The organism is Vibrio sp. 10N.222.49.C12 (assembly GCF_041475025.1).
GTDB classification, from domain to species: Bacteria; Pseudomonadota; Gammaproteobacteria; order Enterobacterales; family Vibrionaceae; genus Vibrio; species Vibrio crassostreae_C.
Genome location: NZ_JBFRVF010000019.1, coordinates 38948 through 54136 on the forward strand (window position 1 = coordinate 38948; position 15189 = coordinate 54136).

The window sequence follows — 15189 nt, forward strand, 5'->3', positions numbered from 1 at the left end:
CCGATAACTCTCCGAGTTGTCGGGTTTTTTGCATTTTACACATCATAAAACACTTCTTTTCAAGCGCGACTCATTTTCTTCTGTTATTCGTTTCATTCGGCTTATGTAATAGAAAGTTAAAATTGTTCGTTTTTTGGGGTTTACATCATTTGGTAATAAAGCCACTATGAATTCACGAAGAATAGACAAGTAAAGCTATTAGCCAGTCGGTTTAGGAATCAAACCTTCTGATTGATGGCTGATTTAGAGGAAGCAATGGCAGGAAACAGTATCGGACAACACTTTCGAGTGACCACATTCGGAGAGAGTCACGGTATCGCACTAGGATGTATCGTAGACGGGTGCCCACCAGGATTAGAAATTACCGAAGAAGATCTGCAGAAAGATCTGGACCGTCGTCGTCCGGGCACTTCTCGCTATACAACGGCTCGTCGTGAAGCGGATGAAGTGAAAATCTTATCAGGTGTATTTGAAGGCCAAACTACGGGTACTTCTATTGGTCTATTGATTGAAAATACAGACCAACGCTCTAAAGACTATTCCGAAATTAAAGACAAGTTCCGCCCTGGCCACGCTGACTATACGTACCATCAAAAGTACGGTGTGCGTGATTACCGAGGTGGTGGTCGTTCTTCAGCTCGTGAAACTGCAATGCGTGTTGCTGCAGGTGCAATTGCGAAGAAATACCTAAAACAAGAATTTGGTGTTGAAATCCAAGCTTACCTTTCTCAAATGGGTGATATCTCGATTGATAAAGTGGATTGGAACGAGATTGAAAACAACGCTTTCTTCTGTCCAGATGCCGATAAAGTACCAGAATTTGATCAACTGATTCGTGACTTGCTAAAAGAAGGCAACTCGATCGGTGCGAAGATTCAAGTGGTTGCGACTAAAGTGCCAGTAGGCCTTGGTGAGCCAATCTTTGATCGTCTAGATGCTGACATCGCGCACGCTCTAATGAGCATTAACGCTGTGAAAGGTGTTGAGATTGGTGATGGCTTCGATGTTGTTAATCAACGCGGTAGTGAACACCGTGACCCATTAACTCCAGAAGGTTTCAGCAGCAATCATGCTGGCGGTATCTTAGGTGGTATCTCTACTGGTCAAGATATTGTGGCAAGCATTGCGCTTAAACCAACATCAAGCATCACTGTACCTGGTGACACAATCACGAAAGATGGTGAAGCAACGCAGCTAATCACGAAAGGTCGTCACGATCCATGTGTTGGCATCCGTGCGGTACCTATTGCAGAAGCAATGCTGGCTATCGTGCTGCTTGACCACTTGCTACGTCATCGTGGTCAAAACTTTGGTGTGACAACTGAAACACCACAAATCTAATTCTGTTTCTTTTTATTTAGAATAGAATTGGTAGAAACAAAAAAGGGTTGCTTCGTAATGAAGTAACCCTTTTTCACATTAGCAGGATTATTCGTCCGGTTAGCGACTATCGTCATTAAAGACAGCTAGCAGCTTAAGGCTCTTAATCCATTAATGCACTGAACTTTCAGGATCAAGCTGGAACGAAGGCAAACTCCATTTGAATCTTACAGCCGCCATGCGCAGCAAGTAACCAACTACAAGCGTCACAATTGTCGCCGTGACGTCGTTGATGCCAAGCTCAAGCAAACATAGGTACAAACCTGAAGCGACAAGTGCGACAGAGGCATACAGCTCTTCATGTAACACCAATGGTGTTTGACGACAGATAAGGTCACGTAACAAACCACCAAAGACACCTGTCACTAATGCCGATACCATGCAAATCATCGGGTGCAGACCCATGGTCATCGCTACTTTGGTACCAATGATACTGAATACGATTAGGCCTAAGGCATCCAAGCGAATAAACAAACCTTTTAGCTTGATAACCCATTTCGCCAACCCGGTTGTAATAACACCTGCTATACAGGTGATGGCCAGATACTGAGGGTTTTCAACCCAACCTAAAGGGTAATGGCCAAGTAAGATATCGCGTACTGTACCGCCGCCAATTGCCGTTGCGCTCGCAACCAACATTACACCAAACCAATCCATTTTTTGTTTGCCTGCACTGAGAGCGCCGGTCATGGCTTCTGCCGTGATGCCAATGATATACAAAACACTTAGTAGCATTGCTGTAGCTCTATAATTTAGGTCTATAAACTCGAGTCTTATAGGCCTTAGGGATATAAAATGAAGCGCGAGTGTAGTAGTAAAAATGCTTGTTGACGAATGAATATTTGTACCGTGAATGGGCGTTTCAGATTAGCTAAACTAATCATTCACCTTAAAGTGGTGTAATCTGGGAATGGCAATCGATTGTCACTGCAAAGTATAATGGCGAACCCGATGTCATTACGCTTGATAGGGCTTTACCGAGCGCTGAAAAAAAAGCAAAATGCCCCAGTTATTTTTACTTAAATTTGATTTTATGACACACCAATACTCAGACATTATCGATATCTTCAATCAGACCTTTTTTGAAAGCTTTAATACCAAACTAGAGCTAGGGGCTGATGAGCCGATCTATTTGCCTGCTGATAATACTATCCCACACCATCGAATCGTGTTCGCACGTGGCTTTTACGCCTCTGCACTCCATGAGATCGCACACTGGTGCGTTGCTGGGCCTGAGCGTCGTTTACTGGAAGATTTTGGCTATTGGTATGAACCTGACGGTCGAACGGAATCGGTTCAAGCTGAGTTTGAAAAAGTAGAAATTCGCCCACAAGCGTATGAATGGATCATTGCGATGAGCGCAGGCTTTCCTTTTAATGTCAGCTGTGACAATCTACACGGCGATTTTGAGCCAGATCGTTTGGCCTTTATGAATAAAGTACATAGCGAAGTTATGGGTATCTTTGAAGTAGGCTTTCCGCCTCGCGTGAAAATGCTCTCTGAAGCATTACGCAGCTTCTACGATGTAGAACCTTTATGTGCTAGCCAATTTATTGTGAAATAAGAGAATATTATGATTATCGAATTTGAAGAAAAACTACTTGAAGTAATTGATGCTCGCATTGAAAACGCATCAGACGATGAACTGTTTGCTGGTGGTTACTTACGTGGTCATATTTCTCTTTCAGTGGCTTCATGTGAAGAAGAAGGCATTGAAGATGTGGCTGAAGTAAAAGCTCGTATTGAACAGAGCCTAGACGACGCTCGCTCTGAACTAACACCAGCAGACCGCACTATCGTTAATGACCTTTGGGTTGAGCTACAAAACCAAGCTTAATCTCGATGTATTAATACTATCCGCTCAGTCCCTTCCTTTCCCATTTTGCTGAGCGAACTGGTTTATTTGAGACTCGTTCGAAATTTTTGAATGAGTCCGTTCATTTCTTGTGATGGTTACATTTTCTTACTACGTTATTCTAATCCCACTTAACGGAATTACAGAAAGGTCACATCATGAAAGTTATCGCATTTGGCGCAAGCACAAGTTCTACCTCAATCAACAAAACACTAGCAACTTACGCAGCAAACTTGATTGAAGGTGCTGAAGTAAAAGTCCTAGACATCAACGATTACAATGTTCCTATGTTCAGTGAAGACACTGAAAAAGAGATTGGCCAAGCGGAAGGTGCTCAAGCATTCCTACGCGACCTAGCTGAAGCTGATGCGTTTGTTATCTCGTTCGCAGAACACAATGGTCACTACCCAGCAGCGTATAAAAACCTATTTGACTGGGCGACACGTATTGAGCGTTCAGTGTTTGGCGAGAAGCCGGCGGTTTACCTAGCGACTTCACCGGGCCCTGGTGGCGCACAAACGGTACTTGGTGCAGCGACAGGTTCTGCACCTTACTTCGGTGGCAACGTGCAAGCGTCAGTTTCAGTACCAAGCTTCTACGATAACTTTGATTTTGAATCTGGTTCTATCAGCAACGAAGAGATCGTTCTACAGATTAAAGACGCGGTTGCTAAGCTGTAAATACAGCTTCGTTTAGAACATCAGTTTAGAGCAACACGAATAACAAAAAGCCCGAGCGACACAATGAACTCGGGCTTTTTAGCTTTTAACTTATTAGTTTCAGATATTCAGAAATTTCAGATGTTCAAAATAGCTGAACTAGAAACTACGGCTTTGATTTAGAATGCTTGTCAGCAACCCATCCAGCCGTTAATGCCTTACCTTTACGCAGTCTGCGTACCCACATTCGACTTGGGTGAATCGCCTCAAGCACATCAACAGGCAAGGGCAGCGGATCGCCACAGATCTGTGATGCTAATACTTCAGCCAATAATGGTGCAGAGCTCAAACCACGTGAACCCAGTCCGATAAAGCAATAAAGGTTAGGGAAGCTTGTTACCGTTTCTACATCCTCAACCGAGTCACGCTGCGGGTTGAAGTTGTGGAGATCTTGGTACTGCTCCTTAATGGCTTCAAAGTCACCAACGTTTCCGACAAACGGAAGGTGGTCACGGCTTACGCTTCGGATACCTTGGCGCGCTAAGTTGTCACTGGTATCGACATCTTTTGTCCATGCTTGGTCTGGTAGTGACCCATGTAGGCGCTCGCCATTGTGCTGCTGAACCTCAATATCAAATTCTTGGTCGATATTGGTTTTGTCGTAGTTCGCACCAATACAGTGATGACCATTGTTGGGGTTCTGTGGCGTCAAATAGCCATCAAAGCACAACACGGTTTTTAGCTGGCTGAGATTTTCCGTGGTCGGAATATGGCTCACTTGGCCTTTAACCGGAGTCAGTGGTACTGGCTGAGTTTGTTCAAACTGAGTGAACTTGTGTCCGTTTGCGACAACTACTTGGTCGTGCTTGGTTTGAATCTCACCTTGAGGTGTATCCATCGTCAGTATCCATTGTTGTTCAGCTTCGAGCCACTCAAGTTGCGTTACTTGATGTTGATAGTGCGCGCTTACTTGGTTGTTCTCTTCTAACTTGCTAATCAAGCCTTGAGTCAGTTGCAGAGGGCTTAGCCAACCACCCAGCGGAAAGTAAACACTCTCTTTATCGACGGGTAAGCCAATCTTTTCGTTGGCTTGCTCTGGCGATAAACGCTGAATCAGGTCGGTGTGGAAGTTGCCTTCCAACATGCGGTTGAGCTTTTTAGTGGAGCCTTGATCCCACATCAAGATGTTCACGCCACACAAGCTGTGATCAAATTGAATAGACTGAGCCGCTTGATTAATAAATTGACGAGCAAACAGTAATCCCGGGCCAAACACGCGAGACACGTTCGAGGTCGCTTCGCTTAATAGCGGGTAAATCGCACCTTGGTTGTTACCTGAGGCATTGCCCGCAGCTTGTGGATGTTCACAATAAAGGGTGATGTTTTTACCACGACGGCTTAGCGTTTTGGCTAATGCAGCACTGGCGACACCACCACCAATGATCGCAATGTCTTGGGATTCAGTGTGTTGAGCGAGGCCATACCAAGGTTTGATGTTGGTGTGAGCGTGCTTTTCGCCAAGTCGGCCGGCGATCATTTCTCGCTTAGTACCAAAGCCTTTGACCTTTTTCATTTCAAAGCCAGCTTCAATTAAGCCACGGCGAACAAAGCCAGCAGCGGTGAAGGTGGCGCAGCTACAATCTTGCTTAGCGAGCTTAGCCATGCCGTTGAATAGGTTTTGATTCCACATCTCTGGGTTCTTGCTCGGAGCAAAACCGTCTAAGAACCAAGCATCAACCAAACCTTCACGCGGGGTTGGTACGTTGGGCATGCAATCTTTAATATCGCCAAACCACAAATCAAGCGTGATTGCACCGTCGCCCAGCACAATGCGGTGACATTCAGGTAGAGCAATGGGGTAGTGTTCTTGGAGTTGCGTCGCATACTCGGCTAATTCTGGCCACGATTGGTGTGCTTTGATGAGATCCTCTTTATTTAAAGGATATTTTTCAAAACTGATGAAATGTAACTCTTTGGTCATCGCTTGTGGGTTATCTTTAAGAAAAGCATCGAACCATTGCCAAACTGCAAGAAAGTTCAAACCTGTGCCAAAGCCGGTTTCAGCAATCACAAAGCGGCGTTGTTCATGTTCAAGCCAACGCTCTGGAAGGTGGTTTTGCTTTAAAAAGACGTAGCGAGTTTCTTCTAAACCGTTAACATTGGAGAAGTAAACGTCGTCAAATTGGTCTGAAACTGGCGTGCCAGACTCATTCCATTCCAGTTCTGCATTAGTAATTGAAGTCATAAAATCTATCATTTTGTGATTTGAAGCGATATGTTGGTAGGGATTGTACGAATTTCTAGGAAAGCTGACCACTTTTGTTAGGCTTCTTAGTTATCATCTAGCTGAATTTAGAATTATAGGAATGTCACATGAAACGAGTCGTAATCACCGGTATGGGTATTGTTTCAAGTATCGGTAACAACGTCGAAGAAGTTTTAGCATCACTGAAAGAGGGTAAATCTGGTATTACCGCTTCAGAGCAGTTCAAGGAAAATGGCTTGCGCTCTCAAGTATGGGGTAACCTAAAAATGAACCCTGCTGACCATATCGATCGCAAAAAAATGCGCTTTATGGGTGATGCAGCGGCATTCGCTTATCTTTCAATGGAGCAAGCAATTGCTGATTCTGGCTTAACTGAAGATCAAGTATCTAATGACCGCACGGGTATCGTTGCGGGTTCAGGTGGTGCTTCATCTCTAAACCAAGTAAACGCGGTAGACATCATCCGTGAGAAAGGCGTGAAGCGCGTTGGTCCATACATGGTTCCACGTACAATGGCTTCTACGGTTTCTGCTTGTCTAGCAACTCCTTTCAAAATCCGTGGTGTGAACTACTCTATGAGCTCTGCATGTGCGACATCTGCACACTGTATTGGTCACGCAATGGAGCTTATCCAACTTGGTAAGCAAGACGTTGTATTCGCTGGTGGCGGTGAAGAACTGGATTGGTCTCTGACTATGATGTTCGACGCAATGGGCGCACTTTCTACTAAGTACAACGACACGCCAGAGCTGGCTTCTCGTACCTACGATGCAGACCGTGATGGTTTCGTTATCTCTGGTGGCGGCGGCATGTTAGTTATCGAAGAACTTGAGCACGCTGTTGCTCGTGGCGCAAAAATCTACGGTGAAATCGTAGGCTACGGCGCAACTTCAGATGGCTACGACATGGTTGCTCCTTCTGGTGAAGGTGCGGTTCGTTGTATGAAGATGGCGATGCAAAACGTTGATGGCGTTGATTACGTGAACACTCACGGTACTTCAACTCCAGTTGGCGACGTTAAAGAGCTAGGCGCTATCCAAGAAGTATTTGGTGGCAACAGCCCAGCAATTTCTGCAACTAAAGCGATGACAGGTCACGCTCTAGGTGCTGCTGGCGTACACGAAGCTATTTACTCAACGCTAATGCTAGATAACGGCTTTATTGCTCCAAGCATTAACGTTTCTAACCTAGACGAAGCTGCTGCTGGCCTAGACATCGTAACTGAAGCTCGTGATCAAGAGCTAACTACAGTTATGTCTAACAGTTTTGGTTTCGGCGGTACGAACGCAACGCTAGTAATCAAAAAGTACCAAGCTTAACTTAAGCTTGAGTTACAGAGACAAGGTTAATCGTTAAAGGGTTGCGCTAGTGCCGATTCAACACGCACAGGTCACCCAGTAATAATGACCATCAGAACAAAGTTTTTAGACGCAGGTTGGTAAACGTGTTTTTTGAACATAGTTTTTAAATCTGGGTTTAGAGATTGAAAGGTTTCCAGAGCTTGACCAGTACTGACTTTGGTTAGTACTGGTTGAACAGACGCAAGACTCTGTCTCCTGGAGAGCGAGATAGGATCCTTTTGTTCTGGATGTTTGCCCGATTGTTTATTCAATCGGGCATTTTTCGTTTTAGCCGTTTGATCTTGGGTGTTCACTCTGGTTTCGGTTCTTGTCTGCCAAGGTTAGGTGATTCAGCCCTTTATTTATAATGTATTCCAATTGCTACTCGACACCGTGTGTGGAATTTTGCACAATCATTTCAATTCACATTTAGGTCGATAGACCCCAACAAAAGTACTCGCCAAATGAAAATCTTAATCGACGAAAATATGCCTTACGCTGAAGCGCTTTTTAGCCAGCTAGGGGAAGTGACAATGAAGTCTGGTCGCACATTAACAGCTGACGACCTAGTTGACGTAGACGCATTGATGATTCGCTCTGTTACCAAGGTAAACGAGTCATTGATCAGCAAAGCCAATAAGCTGAAGTTTGTTGGTACTGCGACGGCTGGCATGGATCACGTTGACCAAGAGTTGATGAAAGAGCGTGGCATTTTCTTTACTGCGGCACCTGGTTGTAACAAGGTGGGTGTTGCTGAGTACGCGTTCAGTGCGATGATGGTGCTTGCGCAGCAACAAGGCTTTTCTGTTTTTGATAAAACGGTTGGTATTATCGGCTGTGGTCAAGTGGGCAGTTACTTAGCGAAGTGCCTTGAAGGTATTGGTATCAAAGTTCTGCTGAACGACCCTCTAAAACAGCAAGAGGGTGATACGCGCGAATTTACTGAGTTAGATACTTTGCTTGAACAATCAGACGTTATTACATTACACACGCCAATCACTAAGACGGGTGAGTATCCAACGCATCACTTGATCAGTGAGCAAGTGCTGAACAACTTACGTGCTGATCAAATCCTGATTAATGCAGCTCGCGGTCCTGTGGTTGATAACCAAGCGCTAAAAGCTCGCCTGCAAAAAGCCGATGGTTTCACTGCAGTGCTTGATGTGTTTGAGTTTGAACCTGAAGTCGACTTTGAGCTTCTTCCGTTACTCGCTTTTGCAACGCCTCACGTAGCGGGCTACGGTTTAGAAGGTAAAGCGCGTGGTACCACGATGATCTTCAACAGTTATTGTGAATTTTTAGGTACTGAACAGCGTGCGTATGCAAGCGACTTATTGCCGACAGCGCCTGTACCTCAAATGAAATTAGATAGAGCTTGGGATGAAGCAACACTGCACAATTTGACTCAGTTGATCTATGATGTGCGCAAAGACGACGCCTTATTCCGTCGCAATATCGTTACGCCGGGTTCTTTTGACAAGATGCGTAAAGAATATTGGGACCGCAGAGAGTACAGTGCAGTCGAGTTAACGGGCGACGAATCTTGTAATTTAACGCCGTTATCTAAACTCGGTTTTATGGTAAAGCCAACTTTATAAAAGAGAGAAACAATGAGCCAAGAATTTAATATTGCTATTTTAGGTGCGACTGGTGCGGTTGGTGAAACCATTCTTGAAGTACTTAAAGAGCGTAAATTCCCTGTCGGTGAAATGCACTTACTAGCAAGTGAACGTAGTGAAGGCAAAACTTCCCGTTTTAACGGCAAAACAATACAAGTACAAAACGTAGAAGACTTCGATTGGTCTCAAGTACATATTGCGTTTTTCTCTGCAGGTAGCGAGCTTTCAGAGCGTTGGGCTCCAATTGCGGCTGATGAAGGTGTGGTTGTCATCGATAACACATCACGCTTCCGTTACGAATACGATGTTCCTCTGGTTGTGCCTGAAGTGAACCCTGAAGCGATTGCTGAGTTCCGTAACCGTAACATCATCGCGAACCCTAACTGCTCGACTATCCAAATGGTAGTAGCGCTAAAACCAATTCACGATGAAGTGGGCCTTGAGCGTATTAACGTTTCAACTTACCAATCTGTGTCTGGTGCAGGTAAGCCAGGTATCGATGAGCTAGCGGGTCAAACGGCTAAGCTTCTTAACGGTATGCCAGCTGAAAACTCAGCGTTCTCACAACAAATCGCTTTCAACTGTATTCCTCAAATCGATGAATTTACAGAGAACGGCTACACGCGTGAAGAGATGAAGATGGTTTGGGAAACTCAAAAAATCTTTGCTGACTCTTCAATCACAGTGAACCCGACTTGTGTCCGCGTACCAGTATTTTACGGTCACGCAGAATCTCTACACATTGAAACTCGCGCACCAATCGGTGCAGAGCAAGTGGTTCAGCTTCTAGAGAACACAGAAGGTGTTGAAGTATTCCAAGCGCTAGACTTCCCAACTCAAGTTCGTGATGCAGGTGGTAAAGACCACGTAATGGTTGGTCGTATTCGTAACGACATCAGCCATCACAGTGGCGTAAACATGTGGGTTGTCGCTGATAACGTTCGTAAAGGCGCAGCAACAAACGCAGTTCAAATCGCTGAAGTTCTGATTCGCGATTACTTCTAAGCTTTATTGCTTTGATAAAAAAGCCTCACTCTTTAGTGGGGCTTTTTTAATCGATTAAAAATATTGTTAGTCAAATTGTGTGAAATTGCTGCGAATATTGTTGCTGCAACACATTTTTTGTTTTCATCTCTATAGTTTTACGTCATTTATCCGATATATTTAATAGATCATCACTTTTCCGAATTTAAGCACCTAGCTGAGCCTTTTATGTTTCAAATTTTCAAGCCGTGGTTAATGCCTTTTGCCTTTATCATTGCGACTCAGATTTCCGTTGTTCGTGCAGATTCCATTCGAGTTGTAGGGCCTAATGGCCAGATACAATCAGCGCCTACGTTTTCAGAACCACTTCAAAGAGCGCAATCAAATAGCGCTGAGCCTTCACGTTTCTATGGTCCAACTCGCGGCTCAGAAACATTGTGGTCTATTGCCTCAAAGTTACGCCCTGATAACTCCGTTTCAGTCCAACAAACTCTGTTGGCTATTTATCGCTTAAACCCACAAGCGTTTGAAAACCAGAATATCCATAGCCTGCTGCCTGCGAGCAATCTACGCGTGCCTTCTTTAGAGCAAGCACGTGCAAGCTCGACGCAGCAAGCTATCAACATCATGAACTCACATCTTGCTAAGCTTGATGCTCCTGCAAGTAAGCCTGTCGCTTCAAAACCCAAAGCGCCGAGTTCTGATGCAAAAAATGTTACTCCTGCTAAGCAAGTAAGCACTACTGAAACTGCTAAAAAGCCATTGTCTCCAACTCAATCATCTCTAGCTCAATCTGCACCAACCCAAGAGATGAACAAGCTAGAGAAGCAGCTAGAGCTTTCAGAAACTGAACTGCTGTCACTTGAAGAGAAAAATCACCAACTTCGTTTGATGTTATCGAATGTTCAATCGGAAGTGGATGAGCTAAAAACAGAGCTCAGTGATGAAGACCGCATTCGTAGCGAAGTGGAAAAGCTGCTTGATGAAGAGCGCAGAAAGAACGCCGAAATTGAAAAGATGGCACCAAGTGTCATGGACGAACTGTTATCGAATGGTTGGTTAGTGGCGGCTCTTGCGATTATTCCAGGTCTGCTCATTGGTTTGATCGTTGTGATGCTGTTAGGCCGTCGTTCTAAAAATGATGAGCAACAGCAGACGACTCAAGAACAACCGCTCCAGCCAGAACCAAGTACCGTTGCACCTATTACATTGGGCGACGAGATGGACGACCTTAACGAGCTGTCTTTAGATGATGACTTGTTTGGTACGGAAGATGACGCCAACAAGCTGTTTGACGATCAAGCGCTAGCCGAAGAGGATGATGTCTTTGCTGGTTTAGATGAATCTGATCTCGATTTCAATCTAGATGGTGAAGACGATGACCCATTTGCTAGCATTGGCGAAAACGGTGATTTAGACACCAACTTCGACGATCTAGATTTAGACAGCAGCAACGGCATTAGTGTTAATGGCGAAGAGAAAGCGCTTGGCCTTGAAGAGATGGAACGTGCGCTAGACAAAACAGCGGAAAGCGCCGTCGATACTGATGATGTCGACTTTGATCTTTCTGATGATAACGCAATGTCTGCTGATGACATTGAAGCTTTACTATCTCAAGAGTCTGAAACTGAAGATCTCGGTTCCAACGAGTTAGACCAATCTTTATTAGATGATCTGTTTGCTCTTGATGACGAAGATGACGACAGCTTCGATATTGATGCTCTGATTTCGGAAGAGCAAAGTGATTCGCCTTCTAGCACTGAAACACCAGCAAGCGATGATTTTGACATCGATGCGCTTATCTCTGAGCAACAAAGTGAGACTAAGCCTGTTGATTTGAGCAATGACGATTTTGATATTGATGCTCTAATCTCTGAACAACAGTCCCCTGAGCCAGCTTCCCCGACAGCGAATGATGATATTGATGACATCTTTGCCCAAGTTGCTGCTCAGAACGATCAAGCGAATGACCCTTTCAACCTCGATAGCGACGATGAGATTGCCACTAACCTAAACAGTGGTTTGGCGTCTGATGATGATATCGAAAACATTCTGTCTCAGTTCGATAAGCCCATCGTAAATGAAGAACCTCAAGACAGCGTTGATCTGCTTGATGAGCAACTGGCAGGCGATGACGTAGACCTAAGTAACTCGACAGACCTTCTTGATGAGATGCTAGGGGACGATTCGGATGATGAGTCTGAAAGCGAACCTCTTGGCTTTGATTCTCTGTCTGAGCTTGAAGAGCTTTCTGGTTTATCGACCGATGATGACCTCAACATCGCAGAAGACAGCACGGAAACCTTGGATGAATTAATAGGTGACTCTGACGACGATGATTTCGAACTCGACGCTGAAAGTACCGACTTATTGGATGATTTCCTTGATAGTGAATTGTCAGATGATGAGCTTTTAGCGGATGCATCAAAATCAGAATCTCTAGACCCATTTGATGACTTACTGACAAGTGGCATTGAAGACGAGCTTGAATCTGAAGATAAGACGTTTGATAAAGAGTTAGACGCAGCCTTTGATTTGGACAACGCCAATGAGGAGCCTGAAAAGGACTCAGACGTTGAGCTTACTCCGTTAACCTCTGAAGGTGAGCCTGAGCAAGATCCGGACATTAGTGAAACACCACAACCTGAAGTCGTTACTGATGAATCGTTAGATTCTGAAATGACTCAAGAAAGTTCTGACATTAAGCCAGAAAATGATGAAGCCTTTAATCGTGATGGTTTTATCGATGATTTGTTCGGTGTCGCACCGGCAACGGATGCTTTGCTTGATGACTCGCTAGAAACAACAGACGAAGCGTTGATTGATGAGTTAATGACTTCTGATGACAATGATTTGTTGCCAGCAATAGAAGAGCCTGTTGAACCATCAATTGAAAATATGGTTGAACCAGAGCAAGCGTCTCTTTTAGACAGCGACGAAGTATCAGCGCAAGAAACCGCATCATCGGTTGAAGATGATGAACTGGATATCGACTCGCTGTTATCTGAGAATTCTGATTTTGACAAACCAGATTTTGAAGTGCGAGTTAAAGAAGAAACCGCACAACAAGAACCAGAGCCGAAAGAAGCCGACGTACAAGAGCAAGCTTCGCCATCGTCTTTGAACGATATCTCTGAAGATGAAGAAGAAACGGTTGAAGACTGGTTAGCTGAAGCCATCGACGATGTAGAGTCGCCAGCGAACATTGACTCTGATTTTGACTTTGAACCGAAAATCCAAGGTAGCGATCAGCTTGAAGATGTCGTTGAATCCTTGCCAGAGCCAGAGCCAGAGCCAGAGCCAGAGCCAGAGCCAGAGCCAGAGCCAGAGCCAGAGCCAGAGCCAGTTCGTGCTGCAAACATGCCAGAGATCATTCCAAATGAATTTGGTGTGCCAGAAGACGATGATTGGCTGATTGAAGATGAGGCGTCTGAACCAGAAGTATTAGCGGAAACTGACGTAACACCAGAGCTAGTGACACCTGTCGCTGAACCGAAAGTTGAAGCTACACCACAAGCGGAAGTAGCAGAACAAGCTGAAGTTCTAGGACAAGAAGGCGAAGAAGAATTCTCGTTTGATGACTTCGAATTGCCAGAGTTTAATGAAGAAGATGCACTAGCGGAAGCTGATGCTGAATCAACACCAGAACCAGTAACGCCAGCTATTGATGCTCAACCAAGTGTTGAGCCTCAAACTGAAGCCCAAGTTATAGCTCAGGCGCAAGACGACGAAGAGTTTTCGTTTGATGATTTCGACTTACCAGAGTTTAGTGAAGAAGACGCACTAGCGGAAGCTGATGCTGAATCAACAACAGAGCCAGCAACGCCTGCTATAGACTCTCAATCAAGTGTTGAATCGCAACCTACCGCTGAGCCTCAGTTAGATGCTGCACCACAAGTTGAAACTGCGAAACCAGAAAGCGAAGAAGAATTCTCGCTTGATGACTTCGAACTACCAGAGTTTGGTGAAGACGATGCGTTAGCGGAAGTGGTGAGTGAACCAGATGAAGCACAGTTAGAGCAAGACTTAGCGCCTGACACAGAGAAGTTCGAGTTCGATGACCTTGATCTTCCGGAGTACGATGAAGAAAGCGCAAAAGCAGACTCTGTTTTAGATGATATTGAGCAAAGCAATGCCGAGCCGGTGGCGGAAGCCCAAGGCGTAGAGTTCGATGAGTTTGATTTACCGGAATATGGTGAAGATGAAGCCATCTCTGATGCGTTTGCTGAGAAGCCAAAACCACTGACTTCTTTCAGCCCACAAGGCGAAGAGCAAGATGCGTTGCATGATCTGTTCTCAAATCCGCAGAGCTATAGTCAGGCTGATGATTTCTCGAATGCTGAAGACTCTGAACCGGCTGGTTTTGCACAGCCAGAACAATCACTGAGCGCGGCTTCAGAGCCAAACTCAACGCCTGCAGCGGTTCAAGACGAGCCACTAGAAGGCTTTGATGACTTTGATGAGACAGCATTAGCTGAGTTGCTTTCTGAAGATGTTCAAGACTCTGTCGACAACATGTTCGATAAGCCATTGGACGCAACTTCGATTGATAGCGCAGGGTTAGATATTGACGCCATGCTTGAAGTCGGCGGCGAAGACTGGAAAGGCTTTAACCTAGCGCCAGAACAACAATCGAGCATGCATAATGATGTGCCTGATGACCAACAAGAGATTTGGGCATCGGCTGAACAGCAAGCTGAACCGAAAATCAAAGAAGAGAATTGGGCTGAACAAGACAATCTAACCGAATCAGGCAACAGTCGTGATAAGCAGTACATGACGATTGATGAGCTAATGGCTCAAGTCGAGCAAGAAGGTGAAGAAGTCATTAATCCAGACGATGAAGAGCTTAAACTGGATGTGGGTCTTAACGAATTCCCTGATGTTATCGGTGATATTGGCAATTATGATGTCGACAGCAATGCAGAAGCTGCGGGTAAGCTTGATTTGGCCAAAATCTACATCGAGATGAGTGACTCGCAAGGGGCAATTAAGCTTCTAGAAGAGGCAATCGTTGACGGCAGCGATGATATTCGTCGAGAGGCAAAAAATCTTATCGATACGTTAAACGGTCGATAAATTTACA

Annotated in this window: 10 protein-coding genes; 8 read left to right on the forward strand and 2 right to left on the reverse strand. The window is 44.9% G+C overall.

Annotated elements, in window-relative coordinates:
- Window positions 1–255: 255 nt before the first annotated feature.
- Window positions 256–1341 (forward strand): chorismate synthase, encoded by a 1086-nt coding sequence (aroC, locus tag AB4583_RS05940; protein WP_029235357.1) that lies wholly within the window; start codon window positions 256–258, stop codon window positions 1339–1341.
- Between the two features lie 150 nt (window positions 1342–1491).
- Here the strand turns inward: aroC and AB4583_RS05945 are convergent, their stop codons facing one another.
- A complete protein-coding gene (locus AB4583_RS05945) occupies window positions 1492–2115 on the reverse strand; it encodes a trimeric intracellular cation channel family protein (protein ID WP_372116764.1) in 624 nt (207 codons plus the stop codon).
- A gap of 298 nt (window positions 2116–2413) precedes the next feature.
- On the opposite strand from AB4583_RS05945, the gene AB4583_RS05950 reads away from it, so the two are divergent.
- From AB4583_RS05950 to AB4583_RS05960, 3 genes are all read left to right on the forward strand, one after another.
- The gene (locus tag AB4583_RS05950; protein WP_372116766.1) at window positions 2414–2944 is read left to right on the forward strand and encodes an elongation factor P hydroxylase; all 531 of its coding nucleotides are present in this window, start codon (window positions 2414–2416) and stop codon (window positions 2942–2944) included.
- Between the two features lie 9 nt (window positions 2945–2953).
- Window positions 2954–3217 carry a YfcL family protein gene (locus tag AB4583_RS05955; protein WP_017063425.1) on the forward strand — a complete coding sequence of 88 codons (264 nt, stop codon included), beginning with the start codon at window positions 2954–2956 and terminating at the stop codon, window positions 3215–3217.
- A gap of 176 nt (window positions 3218–3393) precedes the next feature.
- Complete coding sequence (locus tag AB4583_RS05960) at window positions 3394–3915, forward strand: NADPH-dependent FMN reductase (protein ID WP_017062355.1); 522 nt, start codon at window positions 3394–3396, stop codon at window positions 3913–3915.
- A gap of 145 nt (window positions 3916–4060) precedes the next feature.
- Here the strand turns inward: AB4583_RS05960 and mnmC are convergent, their stop codons facing one another.
- Window positions 4061–6139, reverse strand: coding sequence for a bifunctional tRNA (5-methylaminomethyl-2-thiouridine)(34)-methyltransferase MnmD/FAD-dependent 5-carboxymethylaminomethyl-2-thiouridine(34) oxidoreductase MnmC (gene mnmC, locus AB4583_RS05965; protein ID WP_372116768.1), 2079 nt, complete (start codon window positions 6137–6139; stop codon window positions 4061–4063).
- 128 nt (window positions 6140–6267) lie between these two features.
- On the opposite strand from mnmC, the gene fabB reads away from it, so the two are divergent.
- The 4 genes from fabB (at window position 6268) to AB4583_RS05985 (ending at window position 15182) form a co-directional block, all read left to right on the forward strand.
- Entirely contained in the window at window positions 6268–7479 is a 1212-nt protein-coding gene (fabB, locus tag AB4583_RS05970; protein ID WP_017062353.1) for a beta-ketoacyl-ACP synthase I, read from the forward strand.
- A gap of 485 nt (window positions 7480–7964) precedes the next feature.
- A complete protein-coding gene (locus tag AB4583_RS05975; RefSeq protein WP_372116770.1) occupies window positions 7965–9098 on the forward strand; it encodes a 4-phosphoerythronate dehydrogenase in 1134 nt (377 codons plus the stop codon).
- A 12-nt stretch (window positions 9099–9110) separates the two neighbouring features.
- Window positions 9111–10124, forward strand: a complete 1014-nt coding sequence (locus AB4583_RS05980; protein ID WP_017062350.1) for an aspartate-semialdehyde dehydrogenase — start codon at window positions 9111–9113, stop codon at window positions 10122–10124.
- Window positions 10125–10331: 207 nt separating this feature from the next.
- Window positions 10332–15182 (forward strand): FimV/HubP family polar landmark protein, encoded by a 4851-nt coding sequence (locus tag AB4583_RS05985; protein ID WP_372116772.1) that lies wholly within the window; start codon window positions 10332–10334, stop codon window positions 15180–15182.
- The last annotated feature ends 7 nt before the right edge of the window (window positions 15183–15189 follow it).

What these genes read in the sequence shown, in the direction of transcription:
- AB4583_RS05945 (WP_372116764.1), bottom strand. Translation starts at nt 2,115, where the DNA reads ATGCTACTAAGTGTTTTGTATATCATTGGCATCACGGCAGAAGCCATG.
- mnmC (WP_372116768.1), bottom strand. Translation starts at nt 6,139, where the DNA reads ATGACTTCAATTACTAATGCAGAACTGGAATGGAATGAGTCTGGCACG.
- AB4583_RS05955 (WP_017063425.1), top strand. Translation starts at nt 2,954, where the DNA reads ATGATTATCGAATTTGAAGAAAAACTACTTGAAGTAATTGATGCTCGC.
- AB4583_RS05985 (WP_372116772.1), top strand. Translation starts at nt 10,332, where the DNA reads ATGTTTCAAATTTTCAAGCCGTGGTTAATGCCTTTTGCCTTTATCATT.
- aroC (WP_029235357.1), top strand. Translation starts at nt 256, where the DNA reads ATGGCAGGAAACAGTATCGGACAACACTTTCGAGTGACCACATTCGGA.
- fabB (WP_017062353.1), top strand. Translation starts at nt 6,268, where the DNA reads ATGAAACGAGTCGTAATCACCGGTATGGGTATTGTTTCAAGTATCGGT.
- AB4583_RS05975 (WP_372116770.1), top strand. Translation starts at nt 7,965, where the DNA reads ATGAAAATCTTAATCGACGAAAATATGCCTTACGCTGAAGCGCTTTTT.
- AB4583_RS05950 (WP_372116766.1), top strand. Translation starts at nt 2,414, where the DNA reads ATGACACACCAATACTCAGACATTATCGATATCTTCAATCAGACCTTT.
- AB4583_RS05960 (WP_017062355.1), top strand. Translation starts at nt 3,394, where the DNA reads ATGAAAGTTATCGCATTTGGCGCAAGCACAAGTTCTACCTCAATCAAC.
- AB4583_RS05980 (WP_017062350.1), top strand. Translation starts at nt 9,111, where the DNA reads ATGAGCCAAGAATTTAATATTGCTATTTTAGGTGCGACTGGTGCGGTT.